The organism is Pontibacter mucosus (assembly GCF_003054055.1).
Classification (GTDB): domain Bacteria; phylum Bacteroidota; class Bacteroidia; order Cytophagales; family Hymenobacteraceae; genus Pontibacter; species Pontibacter mucosus.
Genome location: NZ_QBKI01000006.1, coordinates 122,827 through 146,526 on the forward strand (window position 1 = coordinate 122,827; position 23,700 = coordinate 146,526).

The window sequence follows — 23,700 nt, forward strand, 5'->3', positions numbered from 1 at the left end:
CCCGGGACTTTTCTTATGCCATCAGTGCCTCTTTAAATGTTGCTGAAGTCTTTGCCCGCACTTCTTCCAGTGTGGCGCCCGGCATCAGCTCCGTAAGCGTCAGCTGCCCGTCGATGAACCGGAACACGGCCAGGTCTGTGATGATCATGTCCACGGCCTTGAGCGCCGTGAGCGGCAGCTGACAGCTAGGTACGACCTTGGCAGATCCGTCTTTGTTCACATGCGTCATGGTAATGATGAGCGTTTTGGCTCCGGAGGCCAGATCCATGGCGCCGCCCACACCCAGCAGCGGCTGGCCCGGCACTGCCCAGTTGGCCAGGTTGGCTTTCTCGTCCACCTCCAGACCGCCCATAATGGCCACATCCACATGCCTGCCCCGGATCATGGCAAACGAATCGGCACTGTCGAAATAGCTGGCGCCTGGCAGGGCCGTTACCGGAATCTTGCCGGCGTTCACCGGGTAATCCATCGCCCCGCCTCCGTCTGTCGGGGTTGGCCCTACGCCCAGCATCCCGTTCTCGGTGTGCATCACAATGCCGTCTGCCGGAGTAATTAAATCCGCTACCAATGTCGGGATACCGATGCCCAGGTTGACCACATCCCCCTTCTTGAGTTCTTTTAGGGCGCGGCGGGCCATGTGCATGCGTTTCTCATCCACTTTTTTAGACGAGGCTACCGATGCTGAGGAACCCAGGTCTTCCAGCGTCAGTTTGGCCTCTACGAGGTAATCGACATAAGAGCCTGGCGTATGTACGTGCTCCGGCGCTATCTCGCCCACCGGCACAATTTCCTCCACTTCGGCTATCACCAGGTCGGCAGCTGTGGCCATGGCACGGTTAAAGTTCTGCTCCGTCATGCGGTAGGTCAGGTTGCCGGCAGTATCAGCGCGCCAAGCGCGGATGAAGGCCACATTGCCCCGAATGCCCTCAATGAACACCTGCTCCTTGCCCTGGATTACCTTTGTTTCGCGCCCCTTGGCCAGCTCGGTGCCGGCGGAGGTGGGGGTAAAAAAGCCGCCAATGCCTGCCCCGCCGGCACGAATGGCCTCGGCCAGCGTTCCCTGTGGCAGGAGCTCATACTCCACCTTTCCCTCCTGGGCCGCCTTCACGGCCTCCGGGTTGCTGGTGAAAAACGAGCCGATCATCTTTTTGATCTGCCCATTGCGCAGCAGCTTGCCGCCGCCGATACCGGCCTCGCCGACGTTGTTGCCAATAAAGGTCAGGTCTTTGGTGTTGGTTTCGGCCAGGGCGTGCATCAGGTGCACCGGGTTGCCCGTCATGCCAAAGCCGCCCTGCAGTAGTATATCGCCATCCTTTACCAAAGCAACGGCTTCTTCAAGGCTAATTTGTGGTACCGATTTCATATGTTTTAATTCTTTTGTAGAAGTCTTAATCTTTTTGGAGGAAGTGCAACATACTTTCAGCAAAGGCCTGGGGCAACTCCACGGCGGAGAGGTGGTTGGCATCGAGCGTGACGTGGCGGGCCTGGGGCATACGGCTGACCATAAACTCCCCGTCAGTTGGGGTGGTTACCTCGTCCTGCTCGCCGCTGATGACAAGCACCGGCACCTGCAGGCGCTGCAGTTTCTCCCGGAAGTCAGCATCGCGCACGGCGGCGCAGCAGGCCGTATAGCCCTGTACTGAGTTCTGCGTGAACTTTTCCAGGATGGCAGCCACCACATCGGGATGCTTTTCACGAAATGCTGGGGTAAACCAGCGCTGCGCCGTGCCGTCTAGTATACTCTCCAGCCCATGCTCCCTCACCTGTTTGATGCGGGAGTTCCACCCTTCCTCGGTGCCGATTTTAGAAGCCGTGTTAGCCAGCACAACCTTCTTAAAGCGTTCCGGAGCGTGAATGCCCAGCCACTGCCCGATCAGCCCGCCCATGGACAGGCCGCAGAAGTATACTTTACCAAGCTCCAGGTGATCCAGCAATTCCACTACATCCTGCCCCAGCTCCGCTATACTTACCGTGTCTGCCTGAATGGTGCTTTGCCCGTGGCCACGCGTGTCGTAGCGCAGGATATTATAGTATGGGCGAAGTATGGGCACCAGCTCGTCCCACATCGTGTAGTCTGTGCCTAGGGAGTTGGAGAACACGATGGTGTCCTCTTTCCCAGCATCCTCGACAGTATAAAAGCAGGTATGGTTCGTTAGATTAACAGTTGGCATAAGGCAGGTAAGTAATCAGTAATGGTGGTGCTGGCGCGCAGCTGGAATTTTTTTACTTCAAGATCAACCGGAAGTATGGCTTTCTTTCGCCATACTTCCGGTTGCTTAGCCCAGGTTAGCGCGGCCCGTGGGTTCTTTCGATTTCTGCGGCAAACACGCCCTCCTTCTCCTTGTGCACTTCAAAATCGAAGTTGATGGAGGCGAAAGGCTCGTCGATGCCGAATTTCTCTTTGGCCTCTGATGCGGAGTAGCGGGTAATGTGTGGCACCAGGTCTTCGCGGGTGGCAAAGGCAAAGTCGTCCCAAATGAGCGGATCGCCCTCGATATTGATCTGCGTGGTGAGCTTGCGGTGGCCGGGCGCTGTTACAAAGAAATGTATGTGGGCCGGGCGACTGCCGTGGCGACCGAGGGCGTTCAGCAACTGGTCGGTGCTACCGCCCGGAGGACAGCTATAGCCAACCGGCAAAAAGCTCTTGAATTTATACTTGCCCTCGGCATCGGTGATGATGCTGCGGCGCAGGTTGTAAGGAGGCTGGGAGGTATCGAAGATGGAGTACATGCCCTTAAGGTTGCAGTGCCATACTTCCACTTTGGCATTCGGGATCGGCGTGCCGTCCTGGTCCTTCACCTGTCCCTGCATGTACAGCCTTTCAGCGCCCACCTCGGGCTCTGTCTCCAGCTCTGCATACCCAACCGACTCCGGAGCGCCCGGTACATAAAGCGGCCCTTCGATGGTGCGGGGCGTACCGCCGGTGATGCCTGCTTTTGCTTCTGCCTCGTCCATGCGCAGGTCCAAGAAGTGCTCCAGACCGAGACCGGCTGCCACCAAACCCCACTCGTTGCTTCTGCCGGTGTTTGTCATCCAATCCACAGCATGCCAGATCTCCTCCGGCTGTATATCCAGGTCTTCAATGGCGTAGAACAGGTCGCGGGTCAGGCGGTTCACGATTTCCTTCACGCGGGCAGAGCCTTTGCTTGGATCCTCTGTGGACGTGATTCTTTCTATAACGGCATCAATTTGACTTCTTTCCATGGTCGTAAAGTTTTATAGATTATAGTTTGGTTTGATAAGGTGCGTTAGTGTGCTTCTTCCTCGTTTTTAATGGAAGAGTAATGCTGGCAAAGGGCGGTTACCTCCACCTGCATGAAAGGATATAGGGGCAGTGACATCAGGATGTCGTGCAGCTCGCCGGGGCTGTCTACATTAAAGATGCTGACGTTAGCATACTGACCGGCGATGCGCCAGATATGCGTCCATTTGCCTTGCCGCTGCAGTTCCTGCGAGAGGGCTTTTTCCTTGGCTTTCAATTCATCCACGTAGGCCTTGTCCAGGTCCAGGGGGATGTTAACGGTCATGTGTACGTGAAATAGCATGGCTTATTTTCGTTTATACTTTTCTACTTGGTTTAGATCCAGTTCAATGCCCAGGCCCGGTCCCTGTGGCAGCTCCATTCCCCCGTTGGCGTAGGTGATTCTTTTTTTCACGATGTCGTCGGTGAGCAGGAGCGGGCCGAAAAGCTCGGTGCCCCAGTCCAGGTCAGAGAGGGTGCTGAAGAGGTGGGCCGAGGCAAGGGTGCCAATGGTGCCCTCCAGCATGGTGCCGCCGTAGAGGCTGATGCCAGCGCCCCGGGCAATGGCCGCCTGTCGCTGGGTGTTGGTCAGGCCGCCGGCTTTGGAGATTTTGAGGGCAAACACGCTGCCGCCCCCAATTTTGGCCAACTTGAAAGCATCGGATACCGTGGCGACGGCCTCGTCGGCCATGATGGGTACGCGGAAATAGTTGGTCAGGCGGGCCAGCCCGTCGAAGTTCGTCTTTACGATCGGCTGCTCGACAAGGTCCACGCCAGCCTCCTGAAGTTTGGCAATTCCCTGCTTGGCCGCGCTTTCGGTCCAAGCCTGGTTCACGTCCACGGTAACCTTCACGTCAGCCCCCACGGCTTGTTTGATGGCAGCCACATGGGCTATGTCCACGCTGGGGTCTTTCCTTCCGATTTTAAGCTTGAAGGTATGATGGCGGCCATTGGCCAGCAGGTCGCGGGCTTCCTGTATATCTTTGTCGGTGTCGCCGCTGGCAAGGGTCCAGAGCACAGGCAGGGTGTTGGTGACAGCCCCTCCGAGGAGGTCGGATACCGGCACGCCCAGGCGCTTACCCTGCGCGTCGAGCAGGGCGGTTTCGATGGCGGACTTGGCGAAGTTATTGCCCTGCACCTGGTGCTCCAGCTCGGCCATCACCGCATTTATGCTGGTGGCCGGCTTGCCTGTCAGTAGCGGGGCCAGGTAAGTGTCGATGGTGAACTTCATCCCCTCCGGAAACTCATTTCCGTAGCTCAGGCCGCCAATTGTGGTAGCCTCGCCTACCCCCTCTATGCCATCGCTGCAGAACAGTCGCACAATCACCATGGTCTGGTTGCGCATCACAGCCATCGACAGGTGGTGTGGCCTGATGGTGGGCAGGTCCACAATCAGGGTCTCTATTCGCTCAATCCTCGCTTCTCTCATAGTATAACAATACGGGATAATCATTTAATAGTAAGCGCTTTAATCCGTTAAGGAAGTAAGCACTCACTACTATAAACAAATTTACCCATTCTTGCTTTGGAGGAGTAGGACTTTCTGATTAATAGTATGACAAATCGAACATTCTCAGAGGAAAAGGTACCTAAGCGCGCTTCACGCCGATCTGCTTCCGGAAGGCCATGGGTGTCAGGCCGGTTCTTTTCTTGAAGAGCCTGGTAAAGTATGCCGGGTCGTCGAAGCCCAGCGCAAAGCATACTTCCGACACGGATTTCTCCACGTCTGCCAGAGCCAGCTGCGCCTCGGTGATAAAGTAATCTATCAGGATATCTTTAGGGGATTTTCCGGCTATACTTCGGCACACCCGGCTGAGGTGACCCGTGGAGATATGGAGTTGGCAGGCATACGCCTCTACCCCTTTCTTATAGGAATGCTCTTCTTTGATGAGTTGCTGAAACCTGCGGAAGTATATCTTGCTCACATTGTCCGCCCCCATCTCCTGCTTCCCGCTTCCGATGGAGAGGCGGTAGAGCTGTACCAGCAACTGCCCTACCAGGTAGTGCAGCATCAGCAAGCGCCCCGGATACTGCCGGTTATACTCCTGCACGCACTTCTGAATAGTATGGGACACTGCCATGGCATCCGGGAAGTCTGGTGATAGCGCGAACAGGTAGATGTTATCGAGGGTATAAACCACCTCCGCCTCCCGCTGCAGCATGTGCTCCAGCACGGTGTCTGATAAGCTGATAATCCACCCGGATACCTCGCCCTGGTGCAAAAAGCCGTGTTCGTAATTTTTGGGAACCGTGATGAGGGCAGGCCCTTCGATGGTGGTTTGCGCGGCGGCATGGTAAAGGACGGTCGTTCCCTGTTCCATCAGAAATATCTGGAAGAGGTTATTGTGCGCGTGCAGCTTTACCTGCCCATCGTACTGCCTGCCGATCTCCCCAAAGGGGTGCACGTTAATCAATCCCTTCGCAAACTCGATGGAGTTGGTGCCATAGAGGCCCTTGTAGAAACGCTTGTCCGGCATGGCTCGGGGTGTTGGGTGGCAGATATAAGACAGATTCTTTAAAGCTAAAGAACCAGCAGAGGGATGCTTTGTTTCTACCCTACCCCCAGAGCTTTAGCAAGTATAACCACCCCGGAAAAGTATAGAAACGCCGGCCAAGCTTTGCCTCAGCGCCTGGTTCTGTAGGTGCGCACCGGGTAGAGGCGGTAATCCTCCAGGCTAAGCACATAGGGCGTGCCGTGCCAGTGCAGTACCGGCAGCATCTCCGCCGGGTGCTTGGTGTCGTGGGTGGGCACGTAGACCATGGCATTGCCCGCATAAGTAAGGTGGTCGATGCCCAGGCGGGAGCTTATGTAATTGACAAAGGCCTCCTTCTCCTCCGGCGTCGAGGTAAACCCGATCTCGCTCGTGGTAAGCCCGTCTGAGATATCCTCGCGCAAGTATACGATGGTGGCGTAGGTGTTAATGGCGATTTCGGGAAGGGAGAGTCGCGGCACCTCGATCTTCGCCTCGGCAGTGGCCTGGTAGGCCCGCTGGCTTGTTTCCCGGTTCACGGTGCGGGCGGCCTTCACTTCCTTGTGCTCGCTGCGGAACGGGCCAAACACCACTGTCCGGCCCAGCACGCCGCCCGGCCTGCTAACCGGCTGCGGCGTCCGCCTCGACGGTTGAGGCTGTATTTGCTCCGTTGGCTCTTGATGGGCATCCAGAATGGCAGTATAAGTACTCAGGAAATGATCGGTGTGCTGCACATGAAAAAGCTCCAGCTCGTGCCCTCTGCCGCGCGACACTAAGTAGGCATGGATGCGCCTGGTCTTCTCAATAGCTAGCTTAAACTGCGCCGCATGGGGGGTATGCCTATACTTTGCATAAAGATCCTCCAGCGCCATCAGCCGCTGTTCCGACTCCCGGAGGTAAGGCATACTTCCCGTATCTGTACTTTCGGGGCTTCCTACCACTTTCCTGTTGCCGGTTTGTCCGTTCAGCCCGAAGAGCGCTTGCAAGAGCTTTTTCATTTATGCAGGATCTTTTTCAGGTGCTGCGTTTCAATTTCTACCTGTACGGCATCGGCAGCTTTTAGCTCCTCCATGTAAAAGTCGAGCTTGTGCAAGTATAAATCCAGCAACTCCTCCTGCTCCCCTGTCAGGAGCTTATCCGGTGATTGCTTTTTATCTTTCTCCGCAGCCATTATTCTGTTTCAATCTTTTTGGTCTTGCTGCTGAACGAGCCAATGATCTTGTTGTTGAGCTCTTCCTGTACCGCAGCCAGTTCTTTTACCGCTTCCATGCGTTTGCGGCTTCCCTCCTCCGATATCTTCACCACCGCGTCGAGCGTCTCCACCATGTCGCGGTTCACTTTCTTGAGCGTTTCTACATCCACAATGCCGCGCTCATTTTCCTTGGCGGCGTTCACCACGTTGGTTTTAAGCAACTGCGAGTTCTTGAGCAGCATCTCGTTGGTGGTATCGGTTACCTTTTTCTGTATTTCCAGCGCCTTACGCTGTTTCTCCAGCCCCAGGGCAATGGCCACTTGCTGGCGCCACACCGGGATGACTGTTACGATCGAGTTCTGTATCTTTTGGGCCAGCACGTCGTTCGTCGTCTGGATCATGCGGATCTGTGGCATGGACTGCGTGGCGATAGTATGGGAGAGGGTCAGGTCGTGCACCTTCTTCTCCAGCCTGTCCTTAAAGGCGATCAGGTCGCTAAGGCGCTGCACCACCAGCTCATCCTGGTTGCTGCTCTCAACCTCGCTCTGCAACTTCGGAATCAGCTCGTTTTCAATCTCCTCTATCTTCATCTTGCCGGCCGCAATCACCGCGCGCACCTCGTGGATGTACTCCACGGCCTGCTTAAACATCACTTCCAGGCTGGTTGAGTCCTTTAGTATACTCTGGCGCGTTTTCTCCAGCTTTATCACCACATCGTCCACGTTATCGGAGATGGAGTTGTATTGGATGGCCAGCTTTTTAGAGCGGTCTTCTATTTTTTTGCCAAATGGTAGCCGGGACAGGAAGCTGCGCTTCTCCCCCTCGTCGATCTTGATCATGTTGATCTGGGTGAGCAGCTCGTTAATGGCCGTGCCCGCATCACCGGAGTCTTTGGCTTTCACCTTGGCCAGCAACTCGTTGGAGTAATGCCCGAGCTTGCGCTGTGTCTCCACTCCAAAATTGGTGAGGCTTTCGGGTTTCTCGGGGTCGATGGTCTTAGAGAGGTCTGTGGCCCGCTGCTGTAGCAGTTCCTTGTTCTCGGTGATGGTGATCTCTGTGTTGTTTTCCATGGTTTTATTTAGCCAACATTATTTTTGCCCAGTGCGTCCAGTGTTTGCAGGCTTTTGCGGGCCTGCTCCTGGCGCTCCGTCGTTTCGTACCATTCAATATCGGATAATGGCAGATAATCTCCTAATAATTCGCGCACTTCCCGCATCAGGGCCTCCCCTTTTTTTGTACGGAACGACGGGTTCTTGTAGAAGGCGCTCAGGTACTCTACTTTCACCATTCCGGCTTGGGTCACAGCCAGTTCTTTCACTTCCACCACCAGCTCCGATTGTTCGTTATGGTCTGACACGACGGTCCGGTAGACGCCCTGATGCCCTTCCTGCAGCACTGCCTGGCTTGCCTGTCGCGCCTCCTGTATGGCTTTGCGCAAACTGAGGTTGGGTTTTAAGTAGTGGCCGTACATATAGCCCAGTACTGCCCCTATAACGAAAATCCAAAAGAGTAGCATATATGATTGTACTTTTTAGCTGATGTTTAAGCGTATACTTTTTTATACGGCGATTAAGGTTGGGTAGATGATGCGCTTCTACCGCCACCCGCCACTGCTAAGAACAGGAACAAATCCTGAAAGTTCTAATGGTTGTGCCAGGTTTTTATGATATCGTGCAGGTGTGTCCTTACTCTTAGAACTGGGAAGGGGTTTTGCAGTGCCGGGCCCAACCACCCCTGCCCCCTCCTTAGCCAAGGCGGGGAGCCTGTAGTTACTTATGCTAAAGCATAAGTTTCATGGCTGCTGTTCTCGCGCGGACAGGTCGCGACCTGTCCCTACAAGGTATAAACCCACCCCAGCCCCTCCCAAGAGGGGAATTGTCGGCAGATGATTGTCATCCCCCTGCCCCCTTTAAAGGGGGACTTGGCTGAAGTTGCATTAGCAGCAGCTATCGACCTTATTCCAGCCTTTGGGTTGAGCGCCTCGAGAGGTTCCGGTGCCCGTAAGGGCATTGCGACGTCAGGAGCAAAGGAAATGTAGACAGCGCGATGCCCGAAGGGGAGGCCTCCCGGCCTAGGAGGGCAGAAAGCCAGAGATGCAACGAGACGTTTGTGGGAACTAGAGGAAGAACGGTAGCCAGCAAGAATAGCTTGGTTCAAATAGAAGGAAGCAGCGCTATGAAAGTATAAATGGCAAGCATAGCTCAAGTATAAAAGTATAGCTCAAGTATAAATTTCGCGAACATTGAAACCATGCAGCAGTTTCATTACAGCCAAACCCATTTCCAAGTAATTTGTACCTTTGCTCTTCAACCGGCAGCAACTAGCCTTTTGCCTTCATGACCCGCTTTATACTTTACACCCTCAGCATTTTTATACTTTTGGTGACCGTAGCCGGCTGCTCCTTCCTGCGGCTATCCCCTCAGTTTGGAGCTGAGGCAGAGTGTGCGCGCCTGAAAAAGATGCAGCAGTCGCCGAACTACGCGGAGGGCGTGTTCCAGAACCCTGTACCTACCAACATGGACATCGGCTTTAAGGGATACCTCAAGCTGTTACACACGCGGATCTTTGGAGAGACAGTCGAGCAGCTGCCTGACCGCCCCATCCCCTACCTGCCTGTAAAAGCTGCCCAAACCAAGACAGTACAGGATACAGCTACCATAGTCACCTGGCTGGGGCACTCTTCCTTCATCGTGGAGATAGACGGCAAACGCCTGCTGCTGGACCCGATGCTGGGAAATATCGCTTCCCCGCTCTCTTTCATGGGCCCCAGGCGGTTCGCCCCCTTACCTATCACTGCCGCGGAGATGCCCCCTATCGATGCTGTCCTCATCTCCCATGACCACTACGACCACCTCGATTATGGCTCTATACAGGCACTCAACGGGAAAACCGGCCATTTTTACGTGGCACTGGGCGTGGGCGCGCACCTGGAGCGCTGGGGCGTGCCGGCCGAAAAGATAACGGAGATGGATTGGTGGCAGGAAGCGACTCTGCAGGGGCTCACCTTTGCCGCAACGCCCTCCCGGCACTTCTCCGGCCGCGGCCTTACCGACAGGATGAAAACCCTCTGGACCTCCTGGGTCATCATGGGTCAGAAGGACAGGATATTCTTTAGCGGCGACACGGGCTATTTCCCGGGCTTTACGGAAATCGGCGAAAAGTATGGCCCCTTCGATATCACGTTGCTTGAGTGCGGCCAGTACAACGAGCTCTGGAAGAGTATCCACATGATGCCCGAGCAAACCGTGCAGGCCCACCTCGACCTGAAGGGCAGGCTGCTCATGCCCATCCACTGGGGATCCTTTTCCCTGGCCATGCACAGCTGGACCGACCCCATCGAACGCGTTACCAAAGAGGCCGCAGCGCGACAGGTACCCATCACTACGCCGCTTATCGGAGAACCTGTTATCCTGAATGGTGCTGCTCCGAAAACCGCCTGGTGGCGGCCTTAATCAAACCAGGCATTTCCTGACAATTCCAAGGCAAGGGCTGCCAGTGGCTATCAAAGCCTCCGGCAGCCCTTGCCTCCATAAAAGGTGCGTATCACCCGAACCTTGGCCGCATTTATACTTAATTTCAGACAGCCGCTAGTAATTTCCTCAGGCACGCTTTTCTCTTGCAGACAGAATTACGTATAGAAATATACATCTTCCTTGTCATCCTCCCCATTAGGCGATAAACTATGGCACATACTTCCTGAAGGCGACGCCAGGCCTATTTATCCTGAAACTATGAAAATCCTAGAACTTAAGATAATGCGTGGTCCAAACTACTGGTCCATTAAGCATCCGAAAATCATTGTGCTCAAGCTGGACCTGGAGGACCTGCAAAACACTCTCACCAATGAAATCCCGAACCTGGCGCAACGGCTCCTCAGGCTGTTCCCCGGTCTGCACAAGCACAGATCCTATGTGGGCACAGAAGGCGGCTTTGTGCGGCTGCTGAATGAGGGCACCTCCCTGAGCAAGGTAGTGCAGCATATTGCCCTGGAGCTGCAAACAGTAGGTGGCATGGACAGCGGCTATGGCAGGCGCTACGCCACCGATCAGCCCGGAGTGGATATCGTCGTGTTTTCCTACCAGCAGGAGCGTGCCGGGGAATATGCCGCCCAGGCAGCCGTGCGCATTACCGAGGCTTTGGTGCGCGGTGAGCGGGTAAGCGTGGTACAGGATGTGGCCAGGCTGCACCAGATACGGGAGGATGAGTATTTTGGCCCCTCCACCGAGGCCATTGTGCGCGAAGCGGTGAACCGCAACATCCCCTACATTCAGAACAAGGAGATGGGGCTTATCCAGCTGGGCTTCGGCGTACACCAAAAACGCATCCAGGCGGCCATGACCAGCAATACCTCCTGCTTTGCCGTGGAAAGTGCCGGCGATAAGAACCAGACAAAGCTCATACTGGAAGAGGCAGGCATTCCGGTGCCGCTGGGCAGGATTGTAAAGACCTCCCGCGAACTGGAGCATGCAATCGACGAGCTGGATTACCCCATCGTAACCAAACCCCTGTACGGCAACCAGGGCAAAGGCGCCAGCATAAACCTGCAAACCTGGAAAGAGGCCTTGCGAGGCTTTAGTGAGGCGCAGCGCTATTCGGAGGAGGTGATGGTGGAGCAATTTATCCAGGGCTTCGACTACAGAATATTGGTGATAGACGGCAAGTTCACGGCTGCGGCCAGACGCACGCCCGCCCTGGTGGTAGGTGATGGCAAGTCCACCATCCGGCAGCTGATAAACCAGGTAAACAAAGACCCGCGCCGTGGGGTGGGCCATGAAAAAGCCCTCACCCATATCAAGGTAGATAAAATCACACGGGGTATTTTGCGCGATCGCGGGCTTACTTTGCAGGCCGTGCTACCCGCCGGAGAGGTACTGTATCTGAAAACGACCGCCAACCTGAGCACCGGCGGCACCGCCACCGATGTGACGGACCTGGTGCACCCCTACAACGTGCTGATGGCGGAGCGCATCGCCGGTATCATTGGCCTGGACATCTGCGGCATTGACGTGATAACCTCCGACATTGCCATCCCGTTGCCGGAGGCACGCGGAGCCGTGATAGAGGTGAACGCCGCCCCGGGCCTGCGCATGCACATCTCCCCTACCGAGGGTTTGCCGCGCAACGTGGCCGAGCCAATCATCAACATGCTGTTTCCGTTTGGCTCCCCGTCCCGCATCCCGATAGTGGCTATAACCGGCACCAACGGTAAAACCACCACGACACGCCTCACGGCACACATTCTCAACTTTAAGGGCTATAAAGTGGGCTACACCACCACCGACGGTATCTACATACAAGGCAAACGGGTAGTGAAGGGCGACACGACCGGCGCCTATAGCAGCGAGTTCGTGCTGAAGGACCCCACGGTGAACTATGCCGTGCTGGAGTGCGCCCGCGGGGGAATGCTGCGTACCGGGCTGGCCTTCAGGCAGTGCGATATTGGTATTGTCATGAACGTGTCGGAGGACCACCTGGGCCTGGGCGATATCCATACCGTGGAGGATATGGCGCGTGTGAAAGCCGTTATCCCTAAAACCGTATGCTCGCAGGGTTATGCCATTCTGAATGCCGATGACGAGTTGGTATACGAGATGAGCCATGGTCTGCGCTGCAAAATCGCCCTGTTCAGCCTTGACGAGGAAAACCCGCGCATTACGGCGCACATTGCCAAGGGCGGACTGGCTGCCGTGTACGAAGCAGGTTTTATCTCCATTTTCAAAAACACCTACAAGATACGGGTGGATCGGGTGGCTGATATCCCCCTTACCTTCGGAGGCAAGGCCAAATTTAACATTTACAATGTGCTGGCAGCCACTCTGGTCGCGTACATCTCGCACATGGAAATAAACGAAATCCGGACGGCCCTGCGCACCTTCATTCCCTCACCGGAAACCACTCCCGGACGCATGAACCTGTTCAGGTTGCCCAAAGCGGAGGTGCTCATCGACTATGCTCATAACATTGCCAGCATGCAGGCCATCAGTGATTTTATCAAACACACTGATGCCCACCCCAAAATCGGCATTATTGCAGGCATCGGCGACCGCCGCGACGAGGATGTGAAGCAGGTGGGCAGGCTGGCCGCCGAGGTGTTTGACGAGATCATTATCCGGCAGGACAAGGACCTGCGCGGCCGCAACGGCGACGAAATCAATCATTTGCTCAAGGAGGGCATTTACATGGTGAAGCCGGAGCTGGAACCAAAGGAAATTAACCAGGAAACACGCGCCCTGGCCTATGCTCTGGAGTATGCGCCGGAGGGTTCCTTTATTGCGCTTTTCTCAGAAGACATACCGGAGGCCGTAAAGCTGGTGGAGAATTTCAGGGTTATCCAGCATCGGGAAGCTAAGAGCGAGCCGTAACGGTAGGGAATCAGAAGGCCCATGGAAGCTAATTAAAAAAGCCAGCCCCACCCAAAGGGCGAGGCTGGCAGCTTTCATCGTTTATACTTTATACTTAGTTACCCGACGGGAAACGCAGCCCCAGCGTGAGCATAAACACCGAGTGGCGGGCGTTCGTCAGGTCTCCTTCAAAGTTCACGTCCTCTTTCACGAAGTCGGAGAAGGCGCCGTTGTAGCGGATGCCCAGGCTGATGCCGTTGCTGGCCCTAAAGCCAAGTCCGGCCGCGTAACCTACCTCAAACTCCGAAAGGCCGTCCTTGCTCTTGGCGTCTTTCTCGCTGGAGATGCGGGTGCCGTTGCTATCATACAACTCTGTTTTGTTGTTCACGCTCAGCAGGTAGCTCAGCTGCGGGCCAAACTCAAAGTATAGCGGACCGGCGTTGAAGTGGCCTAGCACCGGCAGTTCCAGGTAGTTATAGTCCACGCTGCCCTCACGTCTTCTTTTCTCTAACAAAGGGAGGCTCGTATACTCCTCGCTGTTGTTTTTGAAGCCTTTTCTGGAGTATAACAGCTCCGGCTGGATGGAGAAGAAATCCTCCACTACCGGGAAGTTCACGATAAGACCTCCGTGAAAGCCCACCTTGTTTTCGAATCTGTCTTCGTTTTTCAGGTCGCCGGACAGGTTGCTGAGGTTCGCACCACCCCTTACGCCCAATGTTGCCTGCGCCTGCGCAGCAGTGAATGTGCCAAAGGCCAGAGCTACTGCAAAGAAAAACTTCTTCATCATAATGATAAGTATGTTAGTTTGGTAGTAAACGGGCAATATACGTGCCTTCTTATATAGGTGGTTGCTATGTTATTTTGAGTGGCAGAACCTTGGCTCCTTTATTAACCATCCTATACAACTGACTATCAACACGCTACTAACCAGCTATAAAACACACCTTGGTTAAGTGATAGAAAAGTTCTTCGATTGGGGTAACATTTCCCTGAAAAAATGAAGCTGAAAAAGTATAGGTATGCTTTACTGTTAGGCGAGAAAAAGTATAACGGGAGCATTGGCCATGCCTTAAAGTTAAGTTGCCGTTTCTCCCTACCGGCAGTACGAATCGGTACAATTCCCTACCTTTGGCCATGGATTTTATTTCTGTTGATTTTGAGACGGCCACGCCGCAACGCGACAGCCCCTGTGAGATAGGTTTGACGGTGGTGCGGGACAGGCAGATTGTAGAAACGCGCTCCTGGCTCATCAAGCCTTTGTACTATCCGCACTTCAATTCTTTTAACGTGGCCGTGCACGGCATCCGGCCGGCCGACGTGAAAGACCAGCCGGACTTCCGGGAGTTGTGGCCGGTGCTGCAGCCCTACCTGGAGGGGCAGTTCCTGATTGCCCACAACGCCAGCTTCGACATGAGCGTGCTGCGCAAGACGCTGGCAACATACAACATCCCGCTGCCGGAGGCCCGCTACGCCTGCAGTCTGAAGTTCTCCAAAAACATCTGGAAAGGCATGAGCAAGTATGATTTGAAAACGCTCTGCAACATGCACCGCATCAACTTTCTCCACCACCGGGCGGCATCAGACGCCGATGCCTGCGCCAGGTTATCTATTAAAGCCTTGGAGCTGACTGGCACAACCTCAGAGGCGGAGTTCGCTGATAAGATGGGCAGCAAGATAGGCCGTGTGTAGCTGCATAACTTTAGAGGTGTTCCTGATTTTAAAGAAATAATATGTAGTAACCTTCGGGGCCTTGGGCGTAGTACGGAAAATAAGACATACCCCCAAAAGAGGCTGGCGCTTCGTGGTAGAGCTACATGATGGGGAGCTAAAATGGTTTTATCAGAAATCAGTTCAGAAGTATAAACCCAAATTTGTAATCAGTTCTATACTTTAGCAGCCGTTTTATACTTTTTTTGCGTTTACCCTTTATGACACAAGTACCTCAGTATACCTCCATCGCCAGCGCGGCATTTAACGAGTACCTGGACAACCACATAGAACTGGACGAGCTGATTGCACGGCTGCGGGAAATCGAGCTGCAGGTGATGCACGACGATGAGGCAGAAGAGGAAACGGGAAAAGTGCTGTGGTTCTGCTTCTTTAGCGGCGACCCGTTCCAAACCACCATCCGCGACATCGAAAACGATCTGAGCGACCCGTCGCACCCCAGCTCCCGCATTCTGTTGCAGGGCATCGCGCTGGGCCTGGAGGCCGGGGAGCTGGAAGTACACTACTCCTGGCCGGGCTTTCCGGAAACCTGAGAAATTTTTCCGGGAAGGCCTCAACTGCAAGCAACGCATCCGAAAATAGTGTATCTTTAGGTAAACCATTAACCCTAAGATTATGGCAAAGTCTAAAGACGCTAAAAAGGAAACAAAGAAGAAGCCGGCCAAAACCGACAAGGAAAAGAAGGCCGCTAAGCTAGAAAAGAAAAAGAACAGCTACGACTAAGCAGCCCGGGCGCCCTGCCGCAAAAGTACGGCGCTGGCATACACAAGGCAGCAGCAAAACCATTTGCTGCTGCTTTTTTTGTGGCTGGCCGTTTCTGAGGTGCAGCTTTACACTCTCGCAGACACCGGTCCAACCACCCCTACCCCTCCGAGGCTACACTTAGGACACCAGTCGATTGCTGCTTCAAGTTTACAACTTGGAGCTATTATGGGGCCAGTTTTCAACTGGCGAAAGTATAAAATGCCACCTATACGTTTGCTCGCGAGCTGAGAAAGGGCCTCATGGGTGCGCCAGGCTAGATGCCTAAAGTATAGAAAGGCCGCTGCTGTACTTGTCTCTTAAGCCTAGAACCCTTCGAGGAAGGGAGGGAGTTTTGCAGTACCGGGTCCAACCACCCCTGCCCCTCCTTAATCAAGGAGGGGAGTTCTGTAGCTACTTTGGCTGAAGTATAAGTTTCATAGTTGTTGTCCTCTCGCGGACAGGTCGCGACCTGTCCCTACTAAGTATAAACCCACCCCTATGAGCTGCGCTCGCTAGCTCAAAACTCCCGTTTTGGCAAGTCCAGAGGAGGGGGATTTTACTTACTCCTTTCCCTGTCATCTCGAGTACTCTCGAGGCGGGAGCCGAAGAGAGCCAGCGTAGCTGTGAGAGATCTATCTGGAATTCTAAACAGATCTCTACCGAAGGTCGAGATGACAGCAGGGGCAGTGGCTCTCACACTTACTCCCTTCTATTGTCTCTATAGGCGATTAACATCCCCCTACCCCCTTCAAAGGGGGACTTTGGCTGAAGTTGCATAAGCAGCAGCTATCGAAATGATTCCCAGCCTTTGGGTTGAGCGCCTTCTAGATTTCCGGTGCCCGTAAGGGCATTGCGACGTCAGGAGCAAAGGAAGCGAAAGCAGCGCGATGCCCGAAGGCGAGCCCTCTCGGGCTTGAGAGCACCAAAGTATAAATGCAACTGTAGGTATGTGGGGCTGGAGGAGGAACGGTGGCTAATAAGGATGGCTTGATTCAAGTTGCAGTAAGCCGTGGCTAGGGAAGTATAGCCCAAGTATAAGTATGGCTTACTCGAGCAGGAAACTCCTCTTGTTTTTAGAAAAACAGAAGAAACTACCGGTGCTGCTCATACTTACCAGCCTCCAGCACTGCCTGCAACCGCTGCACTTCTGCCTCTGTCAGCGGGGCGGCCTGGGCAGCCAAAAGTGCGCCTTCCAGCTGCTGATCCGTACGGATGCCGAGTACAGCAGAGGTTACTGCCGGGTGATGCAACACGAACTGCACTGCCGTTTCAGAGGCATTTCTGGTGTTGCCCGCTACAGTATTTACTGCCCCGGCGGCCTGCTGTACCTCCTCCAAAGTATAAGTCAGGTAGGGTTTGGCAGGTTTACCGGCCAGTAGTCCCTGTGCCAGGCTGCCGCGAGCCAGTACCCCAATATCATTTTGCTGCAGCAGTTCCAGCACCTCCTCTTCGGGGCGGCGGTCCAGCAAGCTATACTGCAGCATGACGCTGGCTATAGTGGAGCGGCGCACATACTCCCGAATCACGTTCGGTCTGATGGACGAGATGCCATATTGCCGGATCTTGCCCTGCTCCTTCAGCTGCTCAAAGGCCTCTATGGTTTCATCGATAGGGTCGTCCATAGTGCCGCCGTGCAGTTGGTAGAGGTCAATATAATCGGTTTGCAGCCGCTTCAGGCTCTCCTCCACCGCCTGCAGGATATAAGCCTTGCGTGGGTTCCAGTCCCAGCCGCTGCCATCGGGGCGCCACTGGTTGCCTACTTTGGTGGCCAGTATCACCTTGTCGCGCATCTCCTTAAAAGCCTTCCCCACTGTCGTTTCATTCTGACCTTTGTCGTAGAGATCGGCGGTATCAAAAAAGTTAATGCCCTTGTCCAGCGCCTGGTGCAGCAGTTTTATACTTCCATTTTCATCGCCCTGCAGTGACATGCAGCCAAAGCTTACCTCGCTCACGTGTAAGTCAGATTTTCCGAGTTGTTTATACTTCATACCCTTGATTTGATGATCTGCTAAAGTATAAATAACTGGTAAAAGTATAGATGGTTGCTGGATAAGAAGCAGAAAATACCCCCACAGCGCTTTGAAGCAGTGAGATGGTGTTAGCAATCCTGCGCGTAAAGAGAGTTAGGGAAGGTATATTCCGAACCAGTAGGAAGGAAACCTTTACATGCTGGCTTTACTAACACTAAAAGCTTCTTTCATGTTGGCAAGTAACCCTGACGCACGGAGGTCATATTTCTGCATCTAGCCACCAAGATCCTTACAGGATGCCAAAAAGAAAAGGTGCCGCAATCAAGGCTATACCTTTTCATGCTGGTAAAATTGTTTGTTATAGTGCAAGCGTCCACGCTCGTGACGGGCTATCGTTTGGGCCTCCCCGGGACTGCACCCGGGACTGCACCCGGGACAGGCCGGCCCAGTCGGATTACAAATCCGGCTTCATAATAGGCACGGGTTGCAAACCCGCGCCAGCAAGGTAGAAGAGAGGTTAAGCCTCCTCCTCTTAACAGGAAGTGATCATTTCACCTCAATATTTGTCTCGTTTATGCCCAGCTTGTTTTTGGAGTGCAGTTCCACCGGGAAGCCCCACAGGTAGCGGATATGTTCCAGCGTTTCCTTGGCGCTTTTGGCGTCCAGGCGGCGGTCCTTTTGGATGTAGTGCGTCAGGTAGAGTTTGCTGGTGCGGTGCAGGTCTACTTTGGTTACCTGAATGTTGGGTACCAGCGAGGCACGGTCGTACTGGTGGCTCAGGTGCTCGCGCACTCGGCGGTAGCCTCGCTCATTATGGATGGCCCCGATCTCATAATCGTCCTCGTGCTCGTTGTCAATAATCATGAACAGGCGCATGTCGCGGATGACCTTGGGCGAGAGGTACTGCAGGATAAAACTGTCGTCGCGGAAGTTCTCCATCACGTAATGCACCTGCTGCAGCCAGTCCTTGCCAATCAGGTCCGGGAACCACAGTTTGTCCTCTGCAGTAGGGTTCTGGCAGATGCGCTTGATATCCATAAAAATATTGAAACCTAGAGTATAGGGGTTGAGGCCTGAGTAAAACTTGCTGTTATACTCCGGCTGGTAGAGCACGCCGCTGTGGCTCTTGAGGAACTCCAACATAAAGCCATCGTTCAGGTAGCCCTCCTCAAACATCTTGTTGATGATGTGGTAATGCGAAAAAGTGGCAAAGCCCTCGTTCATCACTTTGGTAGCGCCCTGCGGGTAAAAATACTGCGCCACTTTGCGCACAATCCGGATGATCTCGCGCTTCCACTGTGGCAGGGCTGGCGCGTACTTCTCTATAAAGTATAGAATGTTCTCCTCGGGCTCCTTCGGGAATTTGTGCTCGTCGCTGCTGTTGGTTTCCGGCACTTCGGGCTGGGAAGGAAGCGTGCGCCACAGTTCGTTATAGTTCTCGCGTTTTATCAGGGTGAGTTTCTTCAGGCGCTCGTTTTCCTGCAGGGCCGATACCTTCGACGGTTTTTTATACTTGTCTACCCCGTGGTACATTAACGCATGGGCTGCATCCAGCACGCGCTCCACCTCCTCCTCGCCATACTCCTCTTCGCATTTTAGAATATACTCCCGCGCAAAAGCCATGTAGTCAACTATAGAGTCGGCCGAGGTCCAGTCGAGGAACATGTAGTTGTTGGCGAAAAAGGCATTATGGCCCTGGCAGGCATGTGCTATCACGAGCAGCATCATACAGGTGGAGTTGTTCTCCATGTTGTAGCTGATGCAGGGATTGGAGTTTATTACCAGCTCGTAGGACAGCCCCATGCGACCTTTGGTATAGTTGTTCTGGTTCAGCACGAAGTCCTTACCAAACTTCCAGTGCGGGTACGACGTGGGCAGGCCGGTCAGGGCGTAGGCATCCAGCATCTGCTCCGAGGTGACTATCTCTATCTGGTTGGGGTAGGTCTTCAGCTTCAGGTACTCCTTCCCTATCCTGCTGATCACCTCATCCGCAGCCTCCAGCGTCTGGTAATCCCAGTTAGGATTACAGAACATGGCCTTATATTGATCTTTCTCTGTCATTTTTAAGGGTGTTTTTGCGTTTTATGTAGCAAGATGCCTGCAGGTTTTTATTTAGACTAAGGACTGTTTGACAAAGGACAAAAGACATAAGTCTTTATCAATTTTTAAGATTCAGCCAGCGTGTAAGTATGATCGGTCCGCAACTGGCTTTTTTCACCACATTTATACTTTCACCTACTGCTGTTCCGGATTTGCAATCCGGAACCACATACTATAAGGATTTATAATCCGCTTGCTTGCCAGAAGTCCCGACCATTGTGATGCGGATTACAAATCCGCGGGCCATATACTTTCGGATTGCAAATCCAAAAGAGCGATAAAGTCTTTTGTCACAAAATCCTTTGTCTAACAGTCAAGAAACCACCTCACTTCTTTTCCGGAACAGCCCCTGAAACACGGGCCAGATCTCGTAGGGCTCATACACGTGCCTGATGGAGAAATCCTCGTCGTTGCTGATGCGCTTGTAGGCCTGCCACAGGTCGCTCTCACGGTCTTTGTTGCTTATCTCGATGTAGGCCATGTATTGCACCGCCGGAAGTATGGTTTCCAGTACCAGGTTCTTACACTCCAGCGCATCCTGCTTCGACCACACATCGCCGTCCGAGGCCTGGCAGCAGTACACGTTCCAGCTCTCGTCGTAGCGCTCGCGCCTGATCCTGTCCATTAGTTTCAGCGATGGGGCCACCACCGTACCGCCGCTCTCACGCGAGTTGAAGAACTCCTCCTCGTTTACTTCCTTGGCCTCAGTATGGTGCCGGATAAAGACTAGCTCCACGTTCTTGTACTGCCGCGTCAGGAAGAGGTAGAGCAGCGTGAAAAAGCGTTTGGCAATATCTTTCTCGTGGTAACCCATCGAGGCCGACACGTCCATGATGCAGAACATGACAGCCGATGTTACCGGCACAGGCACGCGCTCAAAATTATTGTAGCGCAGGTCGATGTCCTCAAAGAACGGAATAGTATTGGCCTGCCTTTTGACTTTCTCCAGTTCCAGCTCCAGCGCCTCCCGCTCCGCCTTTTTCCGGGTTTTGGCCAGTTGCTCCTCCAGCGTCTTCAGCTTCTTTTCGAACACACCCCGCAAAGCCAGTTGCCGCCCCAGCGACTGCTGGTAGCTGGTTTTGACATTGAGCCGGGAAGGTACGCTATCGCGGGTATAGCCGGCGCGGCGCATCGAAAAGCTCTCGGTACTCTCCATCAGCTTCTTCACCATGTTGGGCAGGGCCAGATCATCGAAAAAGTACTTCAGGAATTCCTCTCTGGAGAGCACCACCGTAAATTCGTCCTCTGTTACCTCGGGGCTGTTGGAGCCCTTGCCTTTGCCACTCCCCGAGCCGCTTTTAGGCTTCGGCACACGGTCGCCCTCACTGTAGCGGTCGTTGCCGGGCTGCACGATGTACTTCTTGCCTGTTTTCGGGTCGTGGTGGAAATGCGGTTCATCCAGCCCCCGTACCGGCACCTTTACGCTGCCACCGGTTTTGCTGTCGGTTATACTTTCCTGGCCCATGATATCCGGAATGGCGCGCTTTATCTGGTTCTCCACCCGCTTCAGGAACTTCTGCCGGTTGCCCGTAGACTTCCCCTTATCGTTCTTGCGTCTGTCGATGATGTGGGACATGGGAGTTTGGGAGTTAAAGGGTTTAGGAGTTAGAGAGTTTGGGAATTCGGAGATACTCGAGTTCTAACTCTTCCCTCCTAAACTCCCCAACTCTCTAACTTATTTAGGCCATCGTTTTGCGTACGCGCATGAACCAGTCTACCAGGATGCGGATCTGCTTGTCGGTGTAGCCGCGCTCGCGCATACGGCGTGTGAAGTCGCGGTGCTTCTTCTCATCTTCCTCATTCGTTTTCACGTTGAAGGAAACCACCGGCAGCAAATCTTCGGTGTTTGTGAAGATCTTCTTCTCAATCACGTTCTTGATCTTCTCATAAGAGTCCCAGCGTGGGCTCTGCCCGCCGTGGTTGGCCTTGTAACGCAAAAAGAAGTTGGTCACCTCAGAACGGAAGTCTTTCGGGTTGGCGATGCCGGCCGGCTTCTCGATCTTTTCCAATTCCTCGTTCAGGATGCTTCTGTCGAAAATCTCACCGGAGTCCGGGTCGCGGTAATCGTTGTTCTGCATCCAGTGGTCGGCGTAGATCACATACTTCTCAAAGATGTTCTGGCCATAGGAGCTGTACGACTCGATGTAGGCCTTCTGTATCTCATCTGAAATAAACTCGGCATACCTGCTGGCCAGCACCGACTTTATCAGATGCAGGTACTTCGTCTCCGTTTCCGGCGGAAGCATCATCTTGATTACCTCCTGCTCCAGCACGTACAGCAGGTGCACCGGGTTGGCAGCAATCTCCTCGCTGTCGAAGTTGAAGACTTTGGAGAGGATCTTAAAGGCAAAACGTGTCGAAATGCCTTGCATGCCCTCGTTGATACCGGCATCGTCGCGGTACTCCTGTATGGATTTGGCATTGGGGTCGGTTTCACGAAGCGTTTCGCCGTTATACACGCGCATTTTAGAGTAAATGCTCGAGTTCTCCGGCTCCTTCAACCGCGACATCACCGAAAACTCGGCCAGCAACTCAATGGTTTTGGGGGCGCAAGGCGCGTCACGCAGCGAGCTTTCGCGGATGAGCTTTTCGTAGATCTTAATCTCCTCGCTTACACGCAGCACATAAGGCACCTGCACCTTGTAAATACGGTCCAGGAAGGCCTCGTTCTTTTTATCGTTCAGGAATTTAGCCCATTCCGATTCATTGGAGTGCGCCAGGATGATACCATCGAACGGGATGGCGCCAATGGGCTCAGTGCCTTTGTAGTTTTTCTCCTGGGTGGCAGTCAGCAGTGGGTTCAGCACCTTTATCGGCGCCTTAAACATCTCCACAAACTCCAGCAAGCCCTGGTTGGCCAGGCACAGGCCGCCGGTATAAGAATAGGCATCGGGGTCGCTCTGCTGGTACTCGGCCAGCTTGCGGATATCCACCTTGCCCACCAGTGTAGATATGTCCTGGTTGTTTTCGTCACCCGGCTCTGTCTTGGAAATCGCGATCTGCTCCTGAATGGAGGGGTACAGCCGGATCACCTTGAAGCGGTTCACATCGCCATCGAACTCGCGCAGGCGTTTGGACGCCCAGGGGCTCATGCAGCTGGGCACGTAACGGGATGGGATGCCATACTCACTCTCCAGCTCGTCGGTATAGTCGGCAAACAGGCCCAGCGGGCTCTCGAACACGGGGCTCACCTCCTCACCGGCCTTCAGCACGTAAATAGGGTTTTGCTGCATCAGGTGCTTGAGTTTCTCGGCCAGCGAGCTTTTGCCACCGCCCACAGGCCCCATCAGGTAGAGGATCTGCTTCTTCTCCTCCAGCCCCTGCGCCGAGTGGCGGAAGTAGGAAACGATCTGCTCGATGGTGCTCTCCATGCCATAAAAGTCACGGAAAGCTGGGTAAATCTTTATCTTCTTGTTAGAGAAGATGCGGCTGAGTACCGGGTCCTGCCGGGTATCCAGAATTTCAGGCTCCCCGATGGCATCCAGAATCCGCTCTGCGGGCTTGGCATACATTTTCGGGTCCTGCTTACACTCCTCGAGATAGGCAGCTACTGTCATCTCATTCAGGGAGGCGCTGTAATTCGTTTTAATCTTTTCTAAAATGTTCATATCGGGTGTTTCTTACATGTCAGAATCATTTCCATCAAGATTACAGAGCAGCACCTTTGAGAGTGGCTAACGTTCCGGAGCGCTGCTAAGCAAATAATCTGAGCATAACTGTAGGTCTTTTTTATAAGCTGATTTCCAAACGACTGAGAGGCAGCCCGTGCCTTTTATTTTAAAGAAGCATCCCTCATGCGGGACTTTGTAACCCTGATAACCAGGCAGCCATGGCTTTTAGGGCCATCCGCTGCACGTTTGCCTATACTTTACAGGCAATCGGCACCCTACTGACGCCTTATGCCTTGTGTTAC

General features: G+C 53.9%; 19 protein-coding genes. 4 read left to right on the plus strand and 15 right to left on the minus strand.

What is annotated here, in order from left to right; translation table 11 throughout:
* Nucleotides 1-13 precede the first annotated feature (13 nt).
* The 10 genes from C8N40_RS12775 to C8N40_RS12815 form a co-directional block, all read right to left on the minus strand.
* The gene (locus C8N40_RS12775; protein ID WP_108212162.1) at nucleotides 14-1,363 is read right to left on the minus strand and encodes a 3-oxoacid CoA-transferase; all 1,350 of its coding nucleotides are present in this window, start codon (nucleotides 1,361-1,363) and stop codon (nucleotides 14-16) included.
* A 25-nt stretch (nucleotides 1,364-1,388) separates the two neighbouring features.
* A complete protein-coding gene (pcaD, locus tag C8N40_RS12780; protein ID WP_108212163.1) occupies nucleotides 1,389-2,171 on the minus strand; it encodes a 3-oxoadipate enol-lactonase in 783 nt (260 codons plus the stop codon).
* A gap of 115 nt (nucleotides 2,172-2,286) precedes the next feature.
* Nucleotides 2,287-3,204 carry a catechol 1,2-dioxygenase gene (gene catA / locus C8N40_RS12785; RefSeq protein WP_108212164.1) on the minus strand — a complete coding sequence of 306 codons (918 nt, stop codon included), beginning with the start codon at nucleotides 3,202-3,204 and terminating at the stop codon, nucleotides 2,287-2,289.
* Between the two features lie 44 nt (nucleotides 3,205-3,248).
* A complete protein-coding gene (gene catC / locus C8N40_RS12790) occupies nucleotides 3,249-3,545 on the minus strand; it encodes a muconolactone Delta-isomerase (RefSeq protein WP_108212165.1) in 297 nt (98 codons plus the stop codon).
* Nucleotides 3,546-3,548: 3 nt separating this feature from the next.
* Nucleotides 3,549-4,670 carry a muconate/chloromuconate family cycloisomerase gene (locus C8N40_RS12795; RefSeq protein WP_108212166.1) on the minus strand — a complete coding sequence of 374 codons (1,122 nt, stop codon included), beginning with the start codon at nucleotides 4,668-4,670 and terminating at the stop codon, nucleotides 3,549-3,551.
* A gap of 160 nt (nucleotides 4,671-4,830) precedes the next feature.
* Nucleotides 4,831-5,718: an AraC family transcriptional regulator gene (locus C8N40_RS12800; protein WP_108212167.1), complete on the minus strand. Its 888-nt coding sequence runs from the start codon at nucleotides 5,716-5,718 to the stop codon at nucleotides 4,831-4,833.
* A gap of 146 nt (nucleotides 5,719-5,864) precedes the next feature.
* On the minus strand, nucleotides 5,865-6,710 hold the full coding sequence (locus C8N40_RS12805) for a hypothetical protein (RefSeq protein WP_108212168.1): 846 nt from the start codon (nucleotides 6,708-6,710) through the stop codon (nucleotides 5,865-5,867).
* Nucleotides 6,707-6,883: a hypothetical protein gene (locus C8N40_RS22690; RefSeq protein WP_170114101.1), complete on the minus strand. Its 177-nt coding sequence runs from the start codon at nucleotides 6,881-6,883 to the stop codon at nucleotides 6,707-6,709. Before C8N40_RS22690 ends, C8N40_RS12805 begins: the two co-directional genes overlap by 4 nt.
* Nucleotides 6,883-7,974, minus strand: coding sequence for a toxic anion resistance protein (locus tag C8N40_RS12810; RefSeq protein ID WP_108212169.1), 1,092 nt, complete (start codon nucleotides 7,972-7,974; stop codon nucleotides 6,883-6,885). Before C8N40_RS12810 ends, C8N40_RS22690 begins: the two co-directional genes overlap by 1 nt.
* 8 nt (nucleotides 7,975-7,982) lie before the next feature.
* Nucleotides 7,983-8,342 carry a hypothetical protein gene (locus C8N40_RS12815; protein ID WP_245905109.1) on the minus strand — a complete coding sequence of 120 codons (360 nt, stop codon included), beginning with the start codon at nucleotides 8,340-8,342 and terminating at the stop codon, nucleotides 7,983-7,985.
* Nucleotides 8,343-9,240: 898 nt separating this feature from the next.
* On the opposite strand from C8N40_RS12815, the gene C8N40_RS12820 reads away from it, so the two are divergent.
* The gene (locus tag C8N40_RS12820) at nucleotides 9,241-10,356 is read left to right on the plus strand and encodes an MBL fold metallo-hydrolase (protein ID WP_108212171.1); all 1,116 of its coding nucleotides are present in this window, start codon (nucleotides 9,241-9,243) and stop codon (nucleotides 10,354-10,356) included.
* A gap of 279 nt (nucleotides 10,357-10,635) precedes the next feature.
* Nucleotides 10,636-13,266 carry a cyanophycin synthetase gene (cphA, locus tag C8N40_RS12825; RefSeq protein WP_108212172.1) on the plus strand — a complete coding sequence of 877 codons (2,631 nt, stop codon included), beginning with the start codon at nucleotides 10,636-10,638 and terminating at the stop codon, nucleotides 13,264-13,266.
* A gap of 94 nt (nucleotides 13,267-13,360) precedes the next feature.
* On the opposite strand, the gene C8N40_RS12830 is transcribed toward cphA, so the two are convergent.
* Nucleotides 13,361-14,032: a porin family protein gene (locus C8N40_RS12830; RefSeq protein ID WP_245905110.1), complete on the minus strand. Its 672-nt coding sequence runs from the start codon at nucleotides 14,030-14,032 to the stop codon at nucleotides 13,361-13,363.
* Between the two features lie 347 nt (nucleotides 14,033-14,379).
* Here C8N40_RS12830 and C8N40_RS12835 point away from each other — a divergent pair, with 347 nt between their 5' ends.
* Nucleotides 14,380-14,934, plus strand: a complete 555-nt coding sequence (locus C8N40_RS12835) for a 3'-5' exonuclease (RefSeq protein WP_108212173.1) — start codon at nucleotides 14,380-14,382, stop codon at nucleotides 14,932-14,934.
* 239 nt (nucleotides 14,935-15,173) lie between these two features.
* Entirely contained in the window at nucleotides 15,174-15,506 is a 333-nt protein-coding gene (locus C8N40_RS12840) for a hypothetical protein (RefSeq protein WP_108212174.1), read from the plus strand.
* Nucleotides 15,507-16,808: 1,302 nt separating this feature from the next.
* Here the strand turns inward: C8N40_RS12840 and C8N40_RS12845 are convergent.
* The 4 genes from C8N40_RS12845 to C8N40_RS12860 form a co-directional block, all read right to left on the minus strand.
* Nucleotides 16,809-17,705, minus strand: coding sequence for an aldo/keto reductase (locus tag C8N40_RS12845; protein WP_108212175.1), 897 nt, complete (start codon nucleotides 17,703-17,705; stop codon nucleotides 16,809-16,811).
* Between the two features lie 528 nt (nucleotides 17,706-18,233).
* Nucleotides 18,234-19,748, minus strand: coding sequence for a SpoVR family protein (locus C8N40_RS12850; protein WP_108212176.1), 1,515 nt, complete (start codon nucleotides 19,746-19,748; stop codon nucleotides 18,234-18,236).
* Nucleotides 19,749-20,100: 352 nt separating this feature from the next.
* The gene (locus tag C8N40_RS12855) at nucleotides 20,101-21,363 is read right to left on the minus strand and encodes a YeaH/YhbH family protein (RefSeq protein WP_108212177.1); all 1,263 of its coding nucleotides are present in this window, start codon (nucleotides 21,361-21,363) and stop codon (nucleotides 20,101-20,103) included.
* 103 nt (nucleotides 21,364-21,466) lie between these two features.
* Nucleotides 21,467-23,395: a PrkA family serine protein kinase gene (locus tag C8N40_RS12860; protein ID WP_108212178.1), complete on the minus strand. Its 1,929-nt coding sequence runs from the start codon at nucleotides 23,393-23,395 to the stop codon at nucleotides 21,467-21,469.
* Nucleotides 23,396-23,700: the final 305 nt, after the last annotated feature.